This window comes from Streptomyces inhibens, assembly GCF_003389455.1.
GTDB lineage: Bacteria > Actinomycetota > Actinomycetes > Streptomycetales > Streptomycetaceae > Streptomyces > Streptomyces inhibens.
The window spans coordinates 17,631-37,428 of record NZ_QUAC01000194.1 but is presented as its reverse complement, the minus strand read 5'-3'; the positions used below and the strand labels follow the sequence as shown (position 1 = coordinate 37,428).

Here is a 19,798-nt window from a genome sequence, read left to right as displayed (position 1 = left end):
CCCGGCCCCGCCGCCTTGGCGGGGGCCGGGCCGCGCTCGGTGCCGGAGGAGATCCGCGGCCGTCAGCCGCCGGCCAGCAGCGCGTCCGTGCACTGCTCGGCCAGGTCCTCGGCGTGCGCGGGCAGCGTCGATCCGGCCCGCAGATGGCGGCGTACCAGCGACAGCGGGAGGTCGATGACGGCGAGCGACACCCGCTCCAGACCCTGACTGCCGTGCACCCCCAGCGCACCCGCGAGCGCCGCCACGGATGCCCGTACCCGCATGTTCCCCTCGTCGGCGCGGCGCAGATGCTCGTCCGACCAGCCGTCCCGCCCGAAGTCATGCGCCCCGTACAGGAGCAGCGCGGCCTCCTGAGGGTGTGCCCGGCTCCACTCGACGATGTGCCGGGCGGCCGCCCGGCCCCCGGTGCGTGGGTCGTTCGAGGACTCCAGTGCCTCGAAGTAGCCCTCCTGGAAGCCCTCGACGGTACGCAGCCACACCTCGGCGAGCAGCGCCGAGCGGCCGGCGAACCGGTGGTAGAGCGAGCCGCTGGGTGCGCCGGCGGCCGCCGCGACCGCGGACATGGTGACGCCCGAGGGTCCGGACTCGGCCGCCAGCCGTACGGCGGCGTCGAGGAGCTGTGAGGTGTCGAAACGGGGTGGCCTGGCCATGTTCTAGAGGGTACTCTCCACTATATTGGAGAGGTGCCTCTAGAACGAGGTGCGTACAGGTACGGAAAGGGCTGCGCGATGGGTGTCTACAACGTGCACGAGAGGGTGCTGCCGGTGCCGGGGGCCGAGGCCGGCCTGCTGATCGACGGCCTCTCCGGCGATGCCGACCGGCTCTGGCCGCACCCCGACTGGCCCCCGATGCTGTTCGACGGCCCGCTGGCCCCGGGGGCGTCCGGCGGCCACGGTCCGGTCCGCTACACCGTTGCCGCATACGTACCGGGCCAATGGGTGCGCTTCACCTTCAGGGGGCCGCGCGGCTTCCACGGCTTCCACGAATACACCGTCCACCCGCTCGGCCCGGACCGCACGCTGCTGCGCCACACCCTCGCCATGCACGCCCGCGGCCCGGCCCGGCTCAGCTGGCCGCTGGCCTTCCGGCACCTCCACGACGCGGCCCTGGAGGACAGCCTGGACCGCGCCGAACACGCCTGCACGGGCACCGTCGCCCGGCCCGCCCGCTGGAGCCGCTACGTCCGGCTGCTGCGCCGCCTCACCAGGTGAGCCGCCTCAGCGGATGATCCCCCGGTGCACCGCCCGCCGCAGCGTCAGAAAGCAGAACGCGGCGCACGCGAGAGCCACCGGGATCACCAGCAGCCGGCCGGAGAAGGCGAGCACCGCCACCGTCAGCAGCGCGCTTGCGCACGCGCCGCACCACAGGGGAGTGCGACGCGGCAGCAGCACCAGTGCGGCGGCCAGGCCGGCGAGGGTCACCGCCGCCAGACAGGTGGCGGTGGCCCTCATCAGAAGATCCAGATCGGCGCCGCCGAACCCGGCCGCCCCGCCCAGCAGTACGGCCGCCCCGCCCAGCACCGCGAGCGAACGCCGCGGCACCTCGCCCGGCGCGCCGCCCTTGGCCATCCACCGCGGCGCCGCCCCGTCCCGGCCGAGCGCCGCACCGAGCCGGGAGGCCCCGGCCAGATACGAGTTGACCGCCCCGAAGGTGAGGAAGAGCGCCGCCGCGGCGGCCACCGGACGGGCGGCCGCGCCCACGCTGTGGGCCAGCAGCTCGGTCAGCGGGGTCTCGGTGTCGGCCGCGGCCGGCCCCAGCGCCCCGATCGTGGTCACCGCGAGCCCCAGATAGAGCACGGTGACGACGGCGAGCGTACGGCGCGTCACCCGCGGCAGATCCCGCGCCGGATCGGCGAATTCGCCCGACAGATGGCTGGCCGCCTCCCACCCGGCGAACGCGAAGAACAGCACCGAGGCCGCCGAGCCGACCGACGACCAGCCGCCGGGCAGGAACGGGGTGAAGTGGCCGGCCGACACATGGGGAGCGGCGGCCAGTACCGCGCACAGCAGCACCGCTGCCAGCAGTCCGCCGAGCAGCAGCTGCACCCGGCCCGACATCCGCAGCCCCACCGCATTGGAGACCAGCGAACCCGCCAGCACCACCCCGGCGACGCCGGCCGCGCCGATGTCCCCCCAACCGGCCGCTTCGGCCACGTACTTCCCGCCGATCCAGGCCGCCGAGACCACGCCGATCGGCACCGCCCCGTAGAACCACCACCCCACCACGGCCGCGGCCCGCGGACCGATCGCCCGGTGCACATACGTGGCCACGCCCCCGCCGTCGGGGAAGCGCGCGCCGAGCGCCGCGAACGCGGCGGCCACCGGCACACACATGGCCAGCAGCACCACCCAGGCCAGGATCGAGGCGGGACCGGCCGCGGCGGCGGCCAGCGACGGCAGGGTCAGGACGCCGGGGCCGAGCACCGCGCCGGCGCACAGCGCGGTGCCCCCGCCGATGCCCAGCCGTCGTACATCCGGCCGTTCAGAAGCGGGAAGGGAGGTCTGTTGTACGGTCACAGTCGCAGAAGGTAACCGTACAAGTGATCAATGTGGGCTCTCGCCGAATGAAATTCGGTGTGTACGTCACCATGGTGCTCATGGACGACATTGATTCGGCGATTGTCCGCGAACTGCAGCGCGATGCACGGCAGACCAATCGCGAACTGGCCCGCATGCTCAACATCGCGCCCTCCACCTGCCTGGAACGGGTCCGCGCGCTGCGCGCCCGCGGCGTGATCACCGGCTACCGGGCCACGGTGGACCTGCGCGCCCTCAACCGCCCCGTACAGGCGCTGCTCACGATCCGCATCCGCCCCATGAACCGCGAGGTCATCGAGCGGTTCAAGGCGTTCTTGACGTCACTGCCGGAGGTGCTCAACGTCTATGTCGTCGCGGGCGGCGACGACTTCCTCGTCCATGTCGCCGTCCCGGACGTCGACCGGCTGCACGCCCTCCTCATGGACCAGGTCTTCAAGCGCCGCGAGGTCGTCGACTGCCGCAGCTCGGTCATCTACCAGCATGTCGCCAACGACATCGTCGAGGCGCTGCCGCCGAACGGCGCGTAACACCGCGCCGCCGCCCCTGGGCGCAGGAAGACGCCGCCCCCTGAGCGCAGCAAGGGGACGGCGTCGCTTCCCCGGACGGCCGGGGCGCCGGGCTCAGCCGCGGTGCCGGGCGGCCTTGCGGCGGGTGGTGGTGAACAGGACGGCGGCACCCATGGCCAGGACGGCCGCGCCGCCGATGGCCATCGGGGCGGTGGAGCTGTCACCACCGGTCTCCGCCAGCCGCTGACCGCCGGCCGGCCGGGCACCGCCGTCGGGCTTCGCCGCGTTGCCACTGCCGCCCGAACCAGCGGCCGGCGCCGGGGCGTCGACGGCGTCCGACGGTGCCGCATCGGTGTGGCTGCCCGTGCCGCCGTGGCCGTGCCGGCTCATGTCCATCGACGACTTGTCGGCACCCGCCGCGATCTGGGCGTCGGTCGGCGCGGAGGCGGTCGGCGCGGGCGCCGCCGAGCCGCCGGACCCGCGGCTGGCCTTCCCGAAGACCACGTCCGAGCAGGTGTAGAACGCCTCCGGGCTGTCCGACCGCTGCCAGATGCTGTAGATCAGATGGCGCCCGGACCGCGCCGGCACCTTCCCGTCGAAGACGTATTCCCCGTTGGTCAGCGTCGGATCGGTGACCTTCGCGAACGGCTTCGACTCCAGGTCGGACCACTTCAGCGGCTTGGTCGGGTCATACCCGGCCTTGGTGAGGTACAGCTCGAAGGACCCCTTGTGCGGGGCGGTGGCCCTGTAGTGGAACGTGTGGTTGCCGGCCCGCATCGTGGAGGACGGCCAGTCGGCGCGCGGCAGGTCCAGGCCCTTGAACTTGGCATCGCCGCCGCTGCAGAGCTTGCCGTCCGGGATCTTCTCCTTCGACCGGCCGCCGGCGTTGCCGTCCCGGACCCCGTTCCAGTCGTAGAACGCCTGCGCCCCGCCGGCCTGCACGGCGGCCTTGCACGCCGCAGACCGCGGGCTCTCCGGCCCCTCCGCGTAGCAGGCCGAGACCCGGCTGACCGGGTCCGACATCGAACCGTGCGCGGCGGCCGGAGCCGCGGTGAGCACGGTGAGCGCGAGCGGGGCGATACCGACCAGCGCGATCCCGGTGGCCTTACGACGAGCGGTCATCGTGGGGGTCTCCTTCATCAGTTGCGTCGAGCGGGGAAGAGCGGGCCACGAGGCAGCGGGGTGGTGGGGGGTCGGGATACGCACGACGGCGCCGTCCCCCGGTGACGGCGCCGACGGCACGCAACGCCGCCTTGCGAGAAGCACGCTAGCCCCGCTGAACAGCGCATTTGCCGCCCGAAGGCCGATCCTGAGGATCTTTATGGTCTGCTTAAGACACGGCTAAGCGGGGCCACAGGCAGGCGGGGCGAAAACGGGCATCGGGCGGTCGGCGCGGTGCTGCCGGGAGCCGTTCGCGGGTGTCCGCGGGCTTCGCGGAGGGCCCCTGTATGACCGGGGAGTTCGACGAACGGACGGTGTTCGCCGGGCGGTTGGGCGATGCCGCGGAGCTCTGCGATCAGCCGTACGGCTGCCCTGGACGAGCTGAGGGGTCCGTGCTCACCGGCCGTCGGGGTCGGTGCGGAGGGCCGGGGCGTCGAGGCCTTCGGCGAGCGCGCTCAGGTCGCTCGCGGGTCCGCCGCCTGTCGCGGCCAGGAGCGGCAGTTCGGCCCAGATGATCTTTCCCTGAGGGGTGTAACGGGTGCCCCACCGCTGGGCGTACTGGGCGATCAGGAACAGCCCCCGGCCGCCCTCGTCGGTCGTCCGCGCATGGCGGAGGTGCGGCGAGGTGCTGCTGGCGTCCGACACCTCACAGATCAGCGTCCGCGCCCGGATCATCCGCAGGCCGATCGGCCCGGAGGCGTGCCGGACGGCATTGGTGACCAGTTCGCTGACGATCAGCTCTGCGGAGAACACCAGATGCTCCAGGCCCCACTCCGTCAGCTGACCGTCAGCGGACTTGCGGGCCTCGGCGACCGCCGAGGGGTCGGCGGGAATGTCCCACGTGGCCAGCTGCGACTGGGGCAGCGCCCGGGTACGCGCCAGCAACAGCGCCACATCATCGACCGGCCGGGCGCCCGGCAGGCTGTTGATGACGGTCTCGCAGATGTCCTCCAGCGGAGCCTGCGGATCGGCCAGGGCGCTGCGCAGCCGGGTGATCCCGCCGTCAAGATCGAGAGCCTTGTCCAGCAGAAGCCCGTTGGTGTACAGAGCCAGCAGACTCCCTTCCGGCAACGGCAGTTCGGCCGATTCGAAGGGCATACCGCCCAGCCCCAGCGGGGGCCCGGTCGGCAGCTCCAGGAGCCGACCGGCGCCGGTGGGACCGACCAGCAGCGGCTCGGGGTGACCGGCGCGGGCCAGCGTGCAGCAGCAGGCGACCGGGTCGTAGACCGCGTACAGACAGGTGGCTCCGACCACGCCGTCGTCGGTGTTCGTGTCGTCGGCGACCCGGTTGACCATGTCGTCCAGATGGGCCAGCACCTCCTCCGGGGACAGGTCCAGGTCGGCGAGCGTCTGCACCGCGGCGCGCAGCCGCCCCATCGTGGCCGCTGCGTGCACGCCGTGGCCGACCACATCACCGACCACCAGCGCGACCCGGGCTCCCGACAGCGGGATCACATCGAACCAGTCGCCGCCCACCCCGCGGAGCGAGTCGGCGGGCAGATAGCGGTAGGCCGCCTCCACCGCGCACTGCTCGGGCAGATCCCGGGGCAGCAGGCTGTGCTGGAGGGTGAGCGCCGCGGTGTGCTCGCGGGTGTAGCGGCGGGCGTTGTCGATGGAGATCGCGGCGCGGGTGACGAACTCCTCCGCGAGCACCAGATCGTCGGGCTGGAACGGCCCGATGGGCCGACAGCGGGCGAACGTGGCCGCGCCCAGGAAGATGCCCCGCGCGCGCAGCGGCACCACCATCAGCGAGTGGAAGCCGAGCTCGCGCAGATGTGCGGCCCGCGCCGGGTCCTCGGCCGCCCAGTCACCGCCCGCGAGATCCAGCGTCTGCAGCAGCGTGGAATTGCCCTCGGTCAGGCTCAGCACGACGGGCGCCGACGGGGGATAGGCGGCCGGCTCCCCGACGGAGACCACCGCCTCGGGGCAGCCCTCCCGGACGGACTGCTGTCCCGCCCGGCGCATGGTGAGCAGGTCCGAAGCGTCGACCGGCCCGGGAGCCGGCTCTTCGCCGGCGAGCTGCGCATCGAGCAGATCGACGGTGACGAAGTCGGCGAGATCGGGCACCGCCACATCGGCGAGCTCCTGTGCCGTCTGCCAGACGTCCAGCGAACTGCCGATACGCTCACCGGCCCTGTTCAGCAGCGCCATCCGCTGCCGGGCCCGGTAACTCTCCGTGACGTCGAGCACCATGTAGCAGACGCCGAGCGGCTGGTGCGCCTCGTCCTCCAGACGAAAGAACGAGGTGGAGTAGGCGTGCTCACGCTCCGGATCGGACTGCGGGCGGCCCAGGTACTCGTAGCCGACCGAGGGAGTGCCGGTGTCCAGCACCCGGAGCATCTCCGCCTCGATCGATTCCACCGCGAGGCCGGGCTGCACCTCGCCCAACCGCTTCCCGAGGCGATCCTCGCGGGTGGCACCGCCCATCCGCACCAGGGCGTCGTTCAGCCACACGTACTCCAGGTCGCAGTTCACCATGCCCACGCCGATCGGCGACATCCCAAGGATCCCCTCCAGCAGCGACCGGCTCGCTCCTGACCAGGGTGCCTGTGTCATCTCCGCGGCAAGGACGAGACGTGCGGAGCGCCTTTGGGCGTCCACGACCGGCAGGATGCGGAATTCCAGGTCGAGTCGGTGCCCGTCCTTGTGCCGTACGGCCTCCAGCCCGCTCCAGCCGTCCGCCTCCGCAAGCCGCGCCTCCCACCTGCGGTCCGGCGCCGACTGGGGGTCCACCACGGCGAAGAGGTCCGCCAGGCGCCTGCCGAGCGCTTCGGACACCGAATAGCCGAGAAGACGCTCCGCGCCCTCGGTCCAGCCCTGCGCCACCCCGGCGCGATCGGCCATCACCACGGCCGTCCGCGTGAGGTCGAAGACGCCGTCTCCGTAGAAGCGGCTGCTCTGGGAGGCACACATATGACCGATCCAATGCCGGTAGCACCATGCGACGGGCCCGCTTCACGGCGGCGCCGTCGCATCCCACCGGCGCCTCCCACGGTACTCCCTCACCCTGGCCGGGCGCTCTTCCCGGCGCCCGCCACCGGCCGTGCGGCGCCCGCCGGATCGCGTTCGTCCCGCGTTGTCAGTGGTCGCTGTCATCATCGGCATATGAGCACCCACGCGCCCGCCGAACCGTCCCGGCAGACCGTCGACGAACCCCCCAACCACCCCGCCGACCAGGCGAAATCGCCCCTGCCGGCGGACGGCGCCGCCTATTGGGACGCGGCCGCCGAGACCTTCGACGACGAGCCCGACCACGGCCTTGGCGACCCCGCCGTCCGCGCCGCCTGGGCCGCCCGGCTGCGCGGGTGGCTGCCGTCCGGGCCCGCGGACGTCCTCGACCTGGGCTGTGGCACGGGAAGCCTGGCCCGGCTCGCCGCCGAGCAGGGCCACCGCCTCACGGGCCTCGACCGCTCACCGCGCATGATCGCGCGGGCCCGCGCCAAGCTCGCCGGGCGGGACGCCACCTTCCTGGTCGGCGATGCGGCCGAACCACCCGTGGGGGAGCGGCGGTTCGATGTCGTCCTGGTGCGTCATGTCCTGTGGGCGCTCCCCGACCCGCCGGCCGCGCTGCGCCGGTGGGCCGGTCTGCTCGCTCCTGGCGGCCGGCTGGTGCTGGTGGAGGGCCGCTGGGGCGAGGCCGACCCGATCGGCATACCGGCTGCCGAACTCACCGCCCTCGTCCGGCCGTTGGCGGCGCATACGTATGTGGAGGAGCTCTCCCACGACCCGGTGTTGTGGGGCAAGGAGGTGTCCGACGAGCGGTATGCGCTGATCGCCGATCTCCCCGTCAGGAGGCCTTGATCCGCGAAGCCGTGGTGCGGGCAGCTCCCGGACGCGGCCCAGGGGAGAGCGCGGACCGCGGTCGGTGCACGAGGGCTTGAGAGCCCGTCACCCTCGCCCCAACTCCCGTACATGTCGCCACTCCACGGCGAACGGCCGGTAGCCGAAGCCGTGATTGATCGCGAGCATCGGGGCGTTGCCGGCGTCATTGCCGGTGAAGGCCTCGGTGCAGCCGGCGTCGCGGGCGCGATGGAGGGAGGCCGTCTTGGCCAGTCGGGCCAGGCCCCGGCCGCGGAAGGCGCGGCGGGTGCCGGTCATGGCGGAGGAGTAGCGGCCGAGGCCGTCGGTCGCGGCCAGGCTGAAGGCGGCGACCTCGCCGTCGACGGTCACCACCGCGCTGAGGTCCGGGTCGGCATAGGGGTGTTCCCAGGTGCGCCGCAGCCAGTCCTCGTAGGTGAGGGCGTCGCTCGCGACATCGCCGGGCTCGTCCGCGGTGGCCTCGGCGTCCGCCTCGTACAGCGGGTGCGGGTCGTCCTCGAAGTCCGCACCGGTGTGCAGCCGGACGCCGGGTGGCAGCGCGGCGGGCAGTGGCGGCAGGTCGGCCGCGGCGAGGTCGAGGCGGAGGAAGCGGCCCTGGCGGGTGCGGCGGTAGCCGTGGCGTTGCGCGAAGGCCAGCGCGCCGGGCTCGTCGGCCGCCCAGGCGAAGAGATGGGTGGCGCCGGCCGCGGAGAGATGTTCCTCGGCCGAAGTCAGCAGGGCGTGACCGACGCCCCGGCCGCGGTGGTCGGGATGGACCTGCGGGGAGGCCGTGGTCTGGCCGGGGACGCTGCTGTCGTGCAGCAGCATGGCGCGGACCGAGCCGACGATCCTGCCGTCCCGCTCGGCGACCAGGAGCCGCAGCCGCTGCTCCGCGGTGGCGGTGGAGACCTCCCAGGCGATGCCCTGCGGGGTGGCGAGCAGAAAGGGCACCGCGGCCCGTCGCAGGTCGGCGACGGCCTTGGCGTCGGCGGGGCGGAAGTCGCGCACGGTAATCGTCATGACGGCGGACGGTACGCGCCGATGCGCCGTTTTGCCTCCCCTTTTCCGGCATGCGGGGTGTGGTTGGCCTCCGCTTTTCCGTACAGCGGTGAGCGGGTGGCTCATTCCGGACGGTCCGCGTCAGGCATAAGTGGCCCATACACCTATCCGGGCGTACGGTGATCGTGCAGGCCGCCGCCGGGACGCGACGGCCCGCCGTCCACGTATGGAGGGAGCCGCGCACATGTGCGGAATCACCGGATGGATCTCCTACGACACCGACCTGACCACCCAGCGCCCCACGCTTGAGGCGATGACCCGGACCATGGCCTGCCGCGGCCCCGACGCCGCCGGCCTCTGGCTCGACACCCACGCCGCGTTCGGCCACCGCAGGCTCGCCGTCATCGACATCGACGGCGGCAAGCAGCCCATGACCGTCGCACACGACGGCCGCACGCTGATCGTCACCACCTACAGCGGCGAGGTCTACAACTACCGCGAACTCCGCGCCGAGCTGGAGAAACTGGGCCACACCTTCCGCACGAACAGCGACACCGAAGTGGTGCTGCACGCCTACCTCCAATGGGGTGAGGCGTTCGCCGAGCGCCTCAACGGCATGTACGCCTTCGCCCTCTGGGACCCGCGAACCCAGGAACTCCTGCTGATACGCGACCGGATGGGCATCAAGCCGCTCTACTACCACCCCACCCCCGACGGTGTGCTGTTCGGCTCCGAACCCAAGGCGATCCTCGCCCACCCCTCGGTACGCCCCGTCGTCGACGCCGAGGGCCTCGCCGAGCTGATCACCTTCACCAAGACCCCGGGCCACGCCGTCTACAAGGGCATGCACGAGGTACGCCCCGGCCATATCGTCAAGGTCAACCGCGGCGGGCTGACCGTCAAGCGCTACTGGGCCCTGGAGGCCCGCGAACACACCGATGACCTCGACACCACCGTCGCGCACATCCGCGCACTGCTTGACGACATCGTCGCCCGCCAGCTGATCGCCGATGTGCCGCTGTGCACCCTGCTCTCCGGCGGCCTCGACTCGTCCGCCATCACCGCGCTCGCCGCCGGCGCGCTGTCCGCCCAGGGCAGCGGCCCGGTCCGCTCGTTCGCCGTCGACTTCACCGGCTACACCGAGAACTTCAAGCCCGACAACCTGCGCGGCACCCCCGACGGGCCGTACGCGCACGCCCTGGCCGAGCATGTCCGCTCCGACCACCACGACATCGTCCTGGACACCGCCGCCCTGATGGACCCCGGCCACCGCGCCGCGGTGCTCGCCGCCCGCGACCTGCCCAACGGCTTCGGCGACGGCGACACCTCCCTCTACCTGCTGTTCAAGGCCGTACGCGAACAGTCCACGGTCGCCCTGTCCGGCGAATCCGCCGACGAGGTCTTCGGCGGCTACCGCTGGTTCCACGACCCCGAGTCCGTCAACGCCGACACCTTCCCCTGGGTCGCGGCCGGCGTCTCCGGCCGCTTCTCCGGCGGCAACGCCACCCGCGAGGCGCTGCTGGACCCGGGCCTCCTCGGCAAGCTCGACCTGCCCGGATACGAGCTGCGCCGCTATCGCGAGGCGCTCACCGAAGTGCCCTACCTGGACAGCGACACCGGCCACCAGCGGCGGATGCGCGAGGTCAGCTATCTGCATCTGACCCGCTTCGTACAGATCCTGCTCGACCGCAAGGACCGGGCCAGCATGGCCGTCGGCCTGGAGGTCCGCGTCCCGTTCTGCGACCACCGCCTGGTCGACTATGTCTTCAACACCCCCTGGTCGATGAAGACCTTCGACGGCCGGGAGAAGTCGCTGCTGCGCGCCGCCACCCGCGATGTGCTGCCCGACCTGGTCGCCGACCGGGTCAAGAGCCCCTACCCCAGCACCCAGGACCCCCGCTACAACGAGGCCCTGCGCGCCGAGCTCAAGGACCTGGCCGCCGACCGCGACGCCCCCGTCCGGCCGCTGCTGGACTCCGGCGCCGTCGCCGAGGCCACCGCCGACGGCGCGGCCTGCGACATCCGCCCCGGCGCCGAACTGGTCCTCGGCATGAACGCCTGGCTGCGGACGACCGGCACCACCCTGGAGGTGTGAAGACCGGCACCACCCTGGAGGTGTGAAGAAAGCCCCGCCGCCTCCCGGCACGGCGGGCGCTCCTGGCGCACAATGGATGCGACAAAACACGCGCACCGACGGGTACGAGCACACCCCGCACCCGCCCGCCACCACCAGCACCAGGAGCGCCCCGTGTCCCCGCAGGCCCCGACCTCGACCCTCACCCTCACCATCGACCCGGCGTCCGCCGTCGCGCCGTTCGAGCAGGTACGCACCCAGATCGCGGACCGGGCCAGGGACGGCGGTCTGCCGGTCGGCTACAAACTCCCCACCGTCCGCGGCCTCGCCGAGGACCTCGGCCTCGCCGCCAACACCGTCGCCAAGGCCTACCGCGCCCTGGAGAGCGACGGTGTGATCGAGACCCGCGGCCGCAACGGCAGCTTCATCGCGGCGGCCGGCGAGGCCGCCGACAAGGAAGCCGCCGCGGCCGCCGAGAACTACGCCCGCCGCGCCCAGCGGCTCGGCCTGGACCACCGCGCCGCCCTCGCCGCCGTCGAGGACGCGCTGCGCGCCACCTACGGCACCGGCGCCTGACCGGAGCCCCCCGGCACGACGCACGGACCCACTCCACCCGGCCCAAGGAGCAGCATGCCCAGCAAGCAGGCGCTCGTCCGCCGCCCCGGCCCCCGGCTCGCCGAAGGCCTGGTCACCCATATCGACCGGCGCCCGGTCGACCCCGCGCGGGCGCTGCGCCAGTGGGAGTCCTACGTACAGACGCTGCGCGACCACGGCTGGCAGACCACCGAAGTGGCCCCCGCCGACGACTGCCCCGACGCGGTGTTCATCGAGGACACCATGGTCATGTTCCGCAATGTCGCCCTGCTCGCCCGCCCCGGCGCCGGCCCCCGCAGACCCGAGGTGGCCGCCGCACGCGCGGCGGCCGAGGCGCTCGGCTGCTCCGTCAACGAGGTCCGGGCGCCCGGCACGCTGGACGGCGGCGACGTCCTCAAGGTCGGCGACACCGTCTACGTCGGCCGCGGCGGCCGCACCAACGCCGACGGTGTGCGCCAACTCCGCGCCGCCTTCGAGCCCTTGGGCGCCCGCGTGGTCGCCGTACCGGTGAGCCGGGTGCTGCATCTCAAGTCCGCGGTGACCGCGCTCCCGGACGGCACCGTCATCGGCTACCCGCCCCTGGTCGACGACCCGGCCGCCTTCCCGCGCTTCCGGCCCGTCCCCGAGGAGTCCGGCGCACATGTCGTACTGCTCGGCGGCGGCAAGCTGCTGATGGCCGCCGGCGCCCCCAGGAGCGCCGAGCTCTTCACCGACCTCGGCTACCAGCCCGTCGTCGTGGACATCGGCGAGTTCGAGAAGCTGGAGGGCTGTGTGACCTGCCTGTCCGTACGGCTGCGCGAGCTCTATGCATGACGGGTCATCACGCCGCGGCCCNGTGACCTGCCTGTCCGTACGGCTGCGCGAGCTCTATGCATGACGGGTCATCACGCCGCGGCCCCTAGGGCCTGTCCGATGGGTCATGGCCGGGCCCGCGGCGTCTGGCACGGCACTCCCCCAGCTAACGCTGGGAGGTGCCCCCACGCGGCGTTGCCGAAACGTCCCCATAGCTCCGCTATCGAGCCGCTCCGGCGCCTTGCGATGCAGCTCGGCATCCGAAGGATGAATCAAAGAGCCGAGACGGAACGAGTGCAGCGAGTGCAGTGCACCAGACGCCGCGGCCTTTCCGACCCTGACCCATCGGACAGGCCCTAGTGTGCTTGCCAGGGCCCTCGACCCGACCCCGCCTATCGTGGCGCCATGAGCAACCTCGATCTCAGACCCGCACCCAATCTGTGCGGAGGCAACAGCCGTACGGGCCCGGTCCGCGACGTTCAGCCCGGCAAGCAGGTACCCCTCGGCGAGAGCACCGTCGTCCGCAGACTGCTGCCCAACCTCGGCCGGCGCATGGTCGGCGCCTGGTGCTTCGTCGACCACTACGGCCCCGACGACATCGTCGACGAGCCCGGCATGCAGGTGCCGCCGCACCCGCACATGGGCCTGCAGACCGTCAGCTGGCTGCACGAGGGCGAGGTGCTGCACCGCGACAGCCTCGGCAGTCTGCAGACCGTACGGCCCCGCGAGCTGGGCCTGATGACCTCGGGCCGGGCCATCGCCCACTCCGAGGAGTCCCCGCACGGCCACGGCCCGCTGCTGCACGGCGCCCAGCTGTGGGTGGCACTGCCCGGCGAACACCGTGAGAGTGCCCCGGCCTTCGAGCACCACGCCGACCTGCCCGTGATCACCGGTGGCGGCGGGCTCTCCGCCACCGTCATCCTCGGCGAACTGGACGGCGCCACCTCCCCCGGCACCACCTACTCCCCGCTGTCCGGCGCCGACCTCACCCTCGCCGCCGGCACCGACACCCGCCTGCCGGTCAACCCCGACTTCGAGTACGCCGCACTGACCATCTCCGGCGAGAGCGAGGTCGACGGCGTCCGACTGGCCCCCGGCGCACTCCTCTACCTGGGCTGCGGCCGCAACGAACTGCCCCTGCGCGCCGACTCCGACAGCAGCCTCCTGCTCCTCGGCGGCGAGCCCTTCGAGGAACAGCTGGTGATGTGGTGGAACTTCGTGGGCCGCTCCCACGAGGACATCGCACAGGCCCGCACGGACTGGATGACCGGCACCCGCTTCGGCGACGTGCACGGCTACGACGGCGACCGACTGCCCGCACCCGAGCTGCCGCCGGGGCCCCTCAAGCCGCGCGGGCGGGTGCGGTGAGCCGAGCCCAAGGTCCTTGTCTCGGCTGGTGCACCGTCCGCGAGGAGCCTGGGCCGCGGCGCTCGGCGGGGCTGGGGATGACGGAGTTGGGTGTGGTGGTTGTGGGGCTGTGGGGGAGGGGAGTAGGGGCGGTCGACTTGGCCAACTCGCGGTGACGGAGTGCCATGAGCCCCTACACTGCGCAGTGTGGCGATCATCACGTTAGGCCGTGTTGGTGCATCGGACGAAGTGGGCTCCAAGGCAGCCACGCTCGCGAGGCTGTTGGGTGAAGGGCTGCGCGTGCCACGGGGGTTCTGTGTGCCTGTCCCGACGCTCGACGATGTGGAGTCCGAGGGGGTGGCCGAGGAGCTCGGGCTCGCCTTGGCGGAACTGGGGGCGGGGCACGTCGTCGTACGTTCGTCGGCGCTCGGTGAGGACGGAGCGGCCCGCTCCTTCGCGGGGGTGTTCGCCTCCGTGATGCCCGTGAAGGCCGATGTCGAGTGCGTACGCGCGGCGCTGAGGCAGGTACGGGCCTCGGCCGCGTCGCCCTCGGCGGCGGCCTACCGCTCGGCGCTGGGGTATCGCGAGGACACGCGGATGGCCGCTGTCGTCCAGGAGATGATCGTGCCGGTCTCGTCCGGCGTCATGTTCACCGCCCATCCGGTCACCGGGAAGCGGCAGTTCCTGGTGGAGTCGTCATGGGGGTTCTGCCACACGGTGGTGGCCGGGGGAAGCACGCCGGACCGGTTCACCGTGGACGTTTCGGGGCGCGTCCTGGAGCAGGTCGTGGCCGGCAAGGAACGCATGGTGGGGCTGGTCGGTGAGGACATCGCTGTTCTTCCGGTGGATCCGGCGTCGAGGGACACGGTGTCGCTGTCCGCCGGGGACCTGCAGGACCTTGTGAGGCTGGGAGGCGAGTGCGAAGCCTTGCTCGGCGGGCCGCAGGACATCGAGTGGGCCAGCGCCGACGGCCGGATGTGGATCGTGCAGAGCCGGCCCATCACCGTCTGAGCCGTCCGGCTTTCCCTGCCCGCCAAGGGCCCGAGAGAAGGCAACGGGTGAAGAATGCATGTCCCCTCCGTCGACGTGTACACCACCTTTCGCTGCAACATGCGGTGCCGTCACTGCTTCATCGGCGACCTCCTCGATTCCCCGGTCGATCTTGACTGGGGCCTCTTGGAGGGGTTCCTGAAGACAGCCAGGGCGCGCTGGGGCTCCAGAGAGGTCGCCTATCTCGGCGGGGAACCCACGCTCTATCCGCACCTCGGCACGGCCATCACCCTTGCGCAGCAGCTGGACTACCGGGTGCGTGTGGTGTCCAACGGTGGCGCTCCGCTACGCAGGCTCGTCAGCTCCCGTCCTGGCGGCAGCCCCTTTCACGTCGCCGTCAGTTTCGACGGTTCCGCACCGGGCGCGCATGACGGCGTCCGGCAGCGAGGCTCCTTCGCTCAGGCCGTACGGAGTGTCGAAACCGCGCGCGCTCACGGGCACACGGTCTCCGGCATCCTTTCGGTCGGCCGTCACAACAGGGCCGATGCCTTGGGCACGTTGCGGCTGCTCGCACAGCTCGGCCTGGATCACGTCAACGTCCACTACGTCTCGAACCGCGGCTTCGCCGGCCGCGATCTGCCGATGCCGGTACGGGACTGGCTCGCCCTGCGCGCGCAGGTACGGGAGATGGGGCTCGCGATCCCCTTGAGGTATGAGAGGGCGTTCGCCCGCGACAGCAGGCCGCTGGACTGCGCGGTGGAGAACGGGTCGGAGCTGATGCTCTTCCCGGACGGGAGGGTGTTCCAGTGCTCCATGTTCCTCGGCAGTCACGACGGCCACAGCCACCGGTGGGACGGGACGGCCCTGGTACCCAATCCTTCGTTCGCGCTGCCGCGGCACCAGGGCTCCGGTGCCGGCCGGCACTGCCCCGCGATGGCGGCGATCAACGGCGAACTCTGCGCCGAGGCGGAGGCCGCCGAGCGGCACGTCGCCTGCATCTTCGACAAAGAGAACCTCGGTGCCGCTCGTGGTGAGAAGGAGAAGGACTGACATGGCACGACCCACCCCGCAGGAATATTTCCGCCGCCATTCCGCCCTGGCGGACTGGCTGGCCCACGTCCGGCCGGAGCGCCGCGACGCCATCCTCGCCGAGGACTCCACACGCGCGGCGAGACTCGGCCTCCTGCACGAACTGATGGGCCTGCCCATCCTGGCGACCACCCACTTCAGCGGTGGCGAACTCGCCGCCCGGGCACGGTCGTTCGAGAGCTTCCGGGCCTCGGCCGAGGGCGCCTACGCCGTACGGGCCTTTCACCGCAGCGACGAAAGCGTGCTGAGGAACCGCAATCTGCCCGTCACGGAGCTGACCAGCTGGCTGGAGTCCAAGGCCGGCGACCTCGACCAGTACGACATCGAGTTCTCCCCCCATATGCCGAACGCCTGGGCCACGATCTTTGTGGTGACGTCCGACGGGGTGATCGGCGAGGTCGTGCGCGGCAGCCTCCGCCAGCTCACCCAGGGGGACCACACCGCCGCGTCTCCGAGCACGTACGTATACGACTTCACCGACTGGCACGTCGAGCCCCATCAGCCCCGGTACGAGCAGATCGCCCGGTCGGTGCTGGAGTTCACACGGGCGGGCAAGGACGCGCAGACCGCGCTGGGGCGGCGCCTGGACTGCGGCTTCACCGCGGACGGCCATCTGCAGGGCTACTACGAAGCCGTCGTGGACCCGGGCGGGGACCTCCGGTTCATCGACTTCAACATCGCGCTCGGCCGGCGACTCGAATCCTCCTACCTGGAGCTGATCCGGTCGCAGCAGGGGACGCTGCGCGACGAGGTGCACGGTCTGACGGCGAGCCGGGGGAGCGCGCAGGGCGTCGCCCGTGTGCTGATCCACCGCGAGGCCGACGCGCTGGACCTGGCCGATGGGGAGGTCCTCGTATGTGTGGAGCCCACGCCCGACATGATCCCGTTGATCGCCCGGGCCTCCGCGCTCGTCGCCGACCGGGGAGGGCTGCTGAGCCACTGTTCCGTGGTGTGCCGGGAGATGGGCATTCCGTGCGTGGTGGGCACCGTCAACGCCACGGAGGTGATCCAGAGCGGACGGCAGGTGGTGGTGGAGGCGGACTCGGGGACGGTCCGGGTCGTCGCATGACGAACGAGGGGGACGTGTGCATCTGTGCAACAAGCGCGAGATCGACGAGCTCATGGCGGCGGGAAGCCTGGAGATCCATCCCGCCGGGCACTTCCTGGACGAGCACAGGGTGGCTCTGCACCTCCACGAGCTGTACGAGGTGGTCGGAGACGTCGACCTGCGGGCGCCGCACGGAACGGCCGTGGAACGGATCGCCCTGCCGGACGCCCGGCTGAGCCCGGAGTCGTTCTACCTCGGTGTGACGCGCGAACGCCTGTCGCTGGGGCTGGGCCTGGCGGCCTCGCTGCACACCCGGTCGCGGTACGCGCGGCTCGGCCTGGAGACGCTCCAGTCGTCCAACTTCGTCGTACCGGGTTTCGGAAACGTGAAACCGGCACCGATCGTCTTCGAGATCACGGTCCGCCGGCCCACCCGCGGACTCGACTCCGAGGAGGTGTACTGCTTCCTCAACGTGTACCGGATCGCGTTTCCCCGTACCGCACCCAACACCAAGGACTACACCAGCAGATTCCCGATGCTCAGGCGGCACCGGGTGGGCGGAGGCAGGCAGTCGTGACGTCGTTCCAAGGGCGCTGGGAGCCGCGCTCGTTCGCGGGCCAGACATTCATCGGGGTGGACTTCTCCAACCGGTGTCTGGTCGGCGCGGACTTCTCGGGAGCTGTCTGCAAGGACTGCGATTTCTCGGACAGCGACCTGAGCATGGCGAACTTCTCGGGGGCCGACCTCTACCGGTGCAAGTTCCTGCGGTCCGTGCTGTACGCCGTGGAACTGGACGGGGCGAACCTCACCCGCGCCGACTTCCGCGGTGCGTACACCTACGGCTGGCTTCTCAACGATTCAGCCAACGTCACCTATGCCAGTCTGCTCGGATTCGAGCTGGAGTCGCGCCGCCGCTCGGTCTCCTTCTCGGCGGACGACCCCCAGAACGTGCGGGAGATCCCCTTCGGCCAGGTGATACCCGACACCGCCGAGCTGTGCCGGCGCAGCTACCAAGTCGGCCGGTTCAGCTTCACCTTCGACGACCTCGACGCGCAGGAAGCCGCCCTGCAGCGCTCTCAGATCTACAACCGTCTCAAGCGGCTGTACCGGGAGAACCACAATGGCCAGGCGGCGCTGCACTGTCAGTTCTACGAGCGGTACTACCTCACGCGCTCGTTCTACAAATACAGCCCTCTGACCGGTGGCCAGTACCGCGACCAGATCGCCCGTACCGTCGTCCGCACCGTTTTCTCCTACGCCACCGAGTGGCTGAGTGGATACGGCGTCCGGCCACTACGGATCGTGCGCAATCTCGCCACGCTCTTCGCCGCCTTCCTGCTGATGGCGTGGCTGATCACCGGCTCCTCGACCGGGAGCGGTGTCATCTACCAGGGCCCCGGTATCGCCGTCCAGGCCTCCGCCGGGGCGGACACCGGCGCCTCCCGGCGGACGGTGGTCCAAAGGAGCGACGACCTGGGCAAGGACGGAAGCGATATCGGGCGGCTCGCCCAGTACTCCGCCCTGGCACTGATCAGTCCGGAGCTGAACCAGTTCACGCCGTACGGTGCCATGATTCCGCTGGCACTGGTGTATTTCGCCCTGTCCGCCTGTCTGTTGGCGCTGTTGTTCTCGTCGGTCTTCCTGCGACTGCTCAGCGAGTGAGGGGGGTTCCGCACTCCCTCGGCTGCGGTGCCCGACGGATACCGCAGCCGGGTCGCGCCGGCGCCTTGGTCAGCCGCCCCCTGACCCGATGGACGTATGCGCCAGGGCCGTCACGAAACGGTCGATCTCCTCGCGGGTGCCCACGGTGATGCGGATGCTGTCGGGTGCGCCCCAGGTGGTCAGTGGGCGTACGAGGATTCCTTGGAGTTCCAGTTCGGCCGCGATGGCGTCGGCGTTGCCCACGCGTGCCTGGAGGAAGTTGCCGACCGAGGGCAGGGAGGGCACGCCGAGGGCGGTCAGGGCGTCGGCGAGGAGTGTGCGGTGGGTGATCGTTTCGTGGCGTCGGTGGGCGATCTCATGGGCGGGTGCGGCGAGTGAGGCCTGGGCGGCCACCAGTCCGAGCGTGTTGACCTCGAACGGAACCTGCGCGGACATGGCCGCTTGGACGAGGCCGGGGGGCATGACGGCGTACCCGACACGTAAGCCGGCGAGCCCGTAGATCTTGGAGAAGGTGCGCAGGACCACCAGGCGGTGCGCGTGCGGTGCCGCGTACTCCGCAATGCCGTCCGGGTAATCCGGGTGGTCGACGTACTCGAAGTACGCCTCGTCCAGGACGGGGACGACATGCGAGGGCAGTGCGTCGAGGAAGGCGGAGATCTCGTCGCGGGTGAGCATTCCTCCTGAGGGGTTGTTCGGGTTGGCCAGGTAGACGATCTTCGTGCGGGGTGTGATCGCACGCAGCAGCGCTTCGGTGTCGAAGGCGCCGCCCGGGGTGAGGGGCACCCCTACGGGAGTGGCTCCCCTCTTGAGCGTTTCGAGGTGATAGGCGAGGAAGCTCGGGCGTCCGAACACCACCTCGTCACCGGGTTCCAGCAGACACAGGGACAGATGGTGCATGACGGCGGTGGTGCCGCCCGCGACGAATATGCGCTCTTCAGGGATGCCGTGATGGGCGGCCACGGCTCTGCGGAGCGTCGCGTAGTCCCCTTCGGGGTAGCGGTTCCCCGCCGCTATGGCCGCCTCGACGGCCTGTTGCGCCAAGGGGAGCGGACCGTAGCTGCCTTCGTTCTGGGCGAGTTGGATGAGCGGGCCCGTGGCGCTCTCCGGTGTGCGGCGGAGCACCGCCACGCCTCCGGCGCGGTAGCGGGACAGTTGCGTGAGCGCGGGCCTGATGTGGAACGTCATGTCTGATCCCCCGTCG

General features: G+C 71.3%; 18 protein-coding genes. 12 read left to right on the top strand and 6 right to left on the bottom strand.

The window, feature by feature from the left end; genetic code table 11:
* Positions 1-62: 62 nt before the first annotated feature.
* A complete protein-coding gene (locus tag DY245_RS24175) occupies positions 63-650 on the bottom strand; it encodes a TetR/AcrR family transcriptional regulator (RefSeq protein WP_128509336.1) in 588 nt (195 codons plus the stop codon).
* 78 nt (positions 651-728) lie between these two features.
* Here DY245_RS24175 and DY245_RS24170 point away from each other — a divergent pair, with 78 nt between their 5' ends.
* The gene (locus tag DY245_RS24170) at positions 729-1,211 is read left to right on the top strand and encodes an SRPBCC family protein (protein WP_128509335.1); all 483 of its coding nucleotides are present in this window, start codon (positions 729-731) and stop codon (positions 1,209-1,211) included.
* Positions 1,212-1,217: 6 nt separating this feature from the next.
* Here DY245_RS24170 and DY245_RS24165 read toward each other — a convergent pair whose 3' ends face one another.
* Positions 1,218-2,516, bottom strand: coding sequence for an APC family permease (locus DY245_RS24165; RefSeq protein ID WP_128509334.1), 1,299 nt, complete (start codon positions 2,514-2,516; stop codon positions 1,218-1,220).
* An 80-nt stretch (positions 2,517-2,596) separates the two neighbouring features.
* Between DY245_RS24165 and DY245_RS24160 the strand changes: the two genes are divergently transcribed.
* Positions 2,597-3,064, top strand: a complete 468-nt coding sequence (locus DY245_RS24160; protein ID WP_128509333.1) for an Lrp/AsnC family transcriptional regulator — start codon at positions 2,597-2,599, stop codon at positions 3,062-3,064.
* Positions 3,065-3,157: 93 nt separating this feature from the next.
* Here the strand turns inward: DY245_RS24160 and DY245_RS24155 are convergent, their stop codons facing one another.
* Both DY245_RS24155 and DY245_RS24150 read right to left on the bottom strand, forming a co-directional pair.
* Complete coding sequence (locus tag DY245_RS24155; protein ID WP_128509332.1) at positions 3,158-4,165, bottom strand: lytic polysaccharide monooxygenase auxiliary activity family 9 protein; 1,008 nt, start codon at positions 4,163-4,165, stop codon at positions 3,158-3,160.
* A gap of 435 nt (positions 4,166-4,600) precedes the next feature.
* The gene (locus DY245_RS24150; RefSeq protein WP_128509331.1) at positions 4,601-7,117 is read right to left on the bottom strand and encodes a SpoIIE family protein phosphatase; all 2,517 of its coding nucleotides are present in this window, start codon (positions 7,115-7,117) and stop codon (positions 4,601-4,603) included.
* A 192-nt stretch (positions 7,118-7,309) separates the two neighbouring features.
* On the opposite strand from DY245_RS24150, the gene DY245_RS24145 reads away from it, so the two are divergent.
* Entirely contained in the window at positions 7,310-8,005 is a 696-nt protein-coding gene (locus DY245_RS24145; protein WP_128509330.1) for a class I SAM-dependent methyltransferase, read from the top strand.
* Positions 8,006-8,092: 87 nt separating this feature from the next.
* Here DY245_RS24145 and DY245_RS24140 read toward each other — a convergent pair whose 3' ends face one another.
* Positions 8,093-9,022, bottom strand: a complete 930-nt coding sequence (locus DY245_RS24140) for a GNAT family N-acetyltransferase (protein WP_128509329.1) — start codon at positions 9,020-9,022, stop codon at positions 8,093-8,095.
* 223 nt (positions 9,023-9,245) lie between these two features.
* On the opposite strand from DY245_RS24140, the gene asnB reads away from it, so the two are divergent.
* The 9 genes from asnB to DY245_RS24100 all read left to right on the top strand — a co-directional run bounded on the left by asnB (position 9,246) and on the right by DY245_RS24100 (position 18,597).
* Positions 9,246-11,096 (top strand): asparagine synthase (glutamine-hydrolyzing), encoded by a 1,851-nt coding sequence (gene asnB, locus DY245_RS24135; protein WP_128509328.1) that lies wholly within the window; start codon positions 9,246-9,248, stop codon positions 11,094-11,096.
* A gap of 153 nt (positions 11,097-11,249) precedes the next feature.
* The gene (locus DY245_RS24130; RefSeq protein ID WP_128509327.1) at positions 11,250-11,651 is read left to right on the top strand and encodes a GntR family transcriptional regulator; all 402 of its coding nucleotides are present in this window, start codon (positions 11,250-11,252) and stop codon (positions 11,649-11,651) included.
* Positions 11,652-11,705: 54 nt separating this feature from the next.
* Positions 11,706-12,482, top strand: a complete 777-nt coding sequence (gene ddaH / locus DY245_RS24125; RefSeq protein WP_128509326.1) for a dimethylargininase — start codon at positions 11,706-11,708, stop codon at positions 12,480-12,482.
* A 384-nt stretch (positions 12,483-12,866) separates the two neighbouring features.
* Complete coding sequence (locus DY245_RS24120; RefSeq protein WP_128509325.1) at positions 12,867-13,829, top strand: pirin family protein; 963 nt, start codon at positions 12,867-12,869, stop codon at positions 13,827-13,829.
* A 297-nt stretch (positions 13,830-14,126) separates the two neighbouring features.
* Complete coding sequence (locus DY245_RS24115) at positions 14,127-14,819, top strand: PEP/pyruvate-binding domain-containing protein (protein ID WP_181923843.1); 693 nt, start codon at positions 14,127-14,129, stop codon at positions 14,817-14,819.
* Positions 14,820-14,894: 75 nt separating this feature from the next.
* Positions 14,895-15,848, top strand: coding sequence for a radical SAM protein (locus tag DY245_RS24110; RefSeq protein ID WP_181923842.1), 954 nt, complete (start codon positions 14,895-14,897; stop codon positions 15,846-15,848).
* Between the two features lies 1 nt (position 15,849).
* Positions 15,850-16,956, top strand: coding sequence for a PEP-utilizing enzyme (locus DY245_RS24105; RefSeq protein WP_128509322.1), 1,107 nt, complete (start codon positions 15,850-15,852; stop codon positions 16,954-16,956).
* A 16-nt stretch (positions 16,957-16,972) separates the two neighbouring features.
* A complete protein-coding gene (locus DY245_RS44620; RefSeq protein WP_181923841.1) occupies positions 16,973-17,512 on the top strand; it encodes a dCTP deaminase domain-containing protein in 540 nt (179 codons plus the stop codon).
* On the top strand, positions 17,509-18,597 hold the full coding sequence (locus DY245_RS24100; protein WP_181923840.1) for a pentapeptide repeat-containing protein: 1,089 nt from the start codon (positions 17,509-17,511) through the stop codon (positions 18,595-18,597). Before DY245_RS44620 ends, DY245_RS24100 begins: the two co-directional genes overlap by 4 nt.
* Before the next feature lie 69 nt (positions 18,598-18,666).
* Here DY245_RS24100 and DY245_RS24095 read toward each other — a convergent pair whose 3' ends face one another.
* Positions 18,667-19,782 carry a pyridoxal phosphate-dependent aminotransferase gene (locus DY245_RS24095; protein ID WP_128509320.1) on the bottom strand — a complete coding sequence of 372 codons (1,116 nt, stop codon included), beginning with the start codon at positions 19,780-19,782 and terminating at the stop codon, positions 18,667-18,669.
* Positions 19,783-19,798 lie beyond the last annotated feature (16 nt).

Excerpts from the sequence above, each read along its gene's own strand:
- DY245_RS24095 (WP_128509320.1), bottom strand. The coding sequence starts at position 19,782 with ATGACGTTCCACATCAGGCCCGCGCTCACGCAACTGTCCCGCTACCGC.
- DY245_RS24170 (WP_128509335.1), top strand. The coding sequence starts at position 729 with ATGGGTGTCTACAACGTGCACGAGAGGGTGCTGCCGGTGCCGGGGGCC.
- DY245_RS24160 (WP_128509333.1), top strand. The coding sequence starts at position 2,597 with ATGGACGACATTGATTCGGCGATTGTCCGCGAACTGCAGCGCGATGCA.
- DY245_RS24175 (WP_128509336.1), bottom strand. The coding sequence starts at position 650 with ATGGCCAGGCCACCCCGTTTCGACACCTCACAGCTCCTCGACGCCGCC.
- DY245_RS24120 (WP_128509325.1), top strand. The coding sequence starts at position 12,867 with ATGAGCAACCTCGATCTCAGACCCGCACCCAATCTGTGCGGAGGCAAC.
- asnB (WP_128509328.1), top strand. The coding sequence starts at position 9,246 with ATGTGCGGAATCACCGGATGGATCTCCTACGACACCGACCTGACCACC.
- DY245_RS24150 (WP_128509331.1), bottom strand. The coding sequence starts at position 7,117 with ATGTGTGCCTCCCAGAGCAGCCGCTTCTACGGAGACGGCGTCTTCGAC.
- ddaH (WP_128509326.1), top strand. The coding sequence starts at position 11,706 with ATGCCCAGCAAGCAGGCGCTCGTCCGCCGCCCCGGCCCCCGGCTCGCC.
- DY245_RS24105 (WP_128509322.1), top strand. The coding sequence starts at position 15,850 with ATGGCACGACCCACCCCGCAGGAATATTTCCGCCGCCATTCCGCCCTG.
- DY245_RS24145 (WP_128509330.1), top strand. The coding sequence starts at position 7,310 with ATGAGCACCCACGCGCCCGCCGAACCGTCCCGGCAGACCGTCGACGAA.
- DY245_RS24140 (WP_128509329.1), bottom strand. The coding sequence starts at position 9,022 with ATGACGATTACCGTGCGCGACTTCCGCCCCGCCGACGCCAAGGCCGTC.
- DY245_RS24155 (WP_128509332.1), bottom strand. The coding sequence starts at position 4,165 with ATGACCGCTCGTCGTAAGGCCACCGGGATCGCGCTGGTCGGTATCGCC.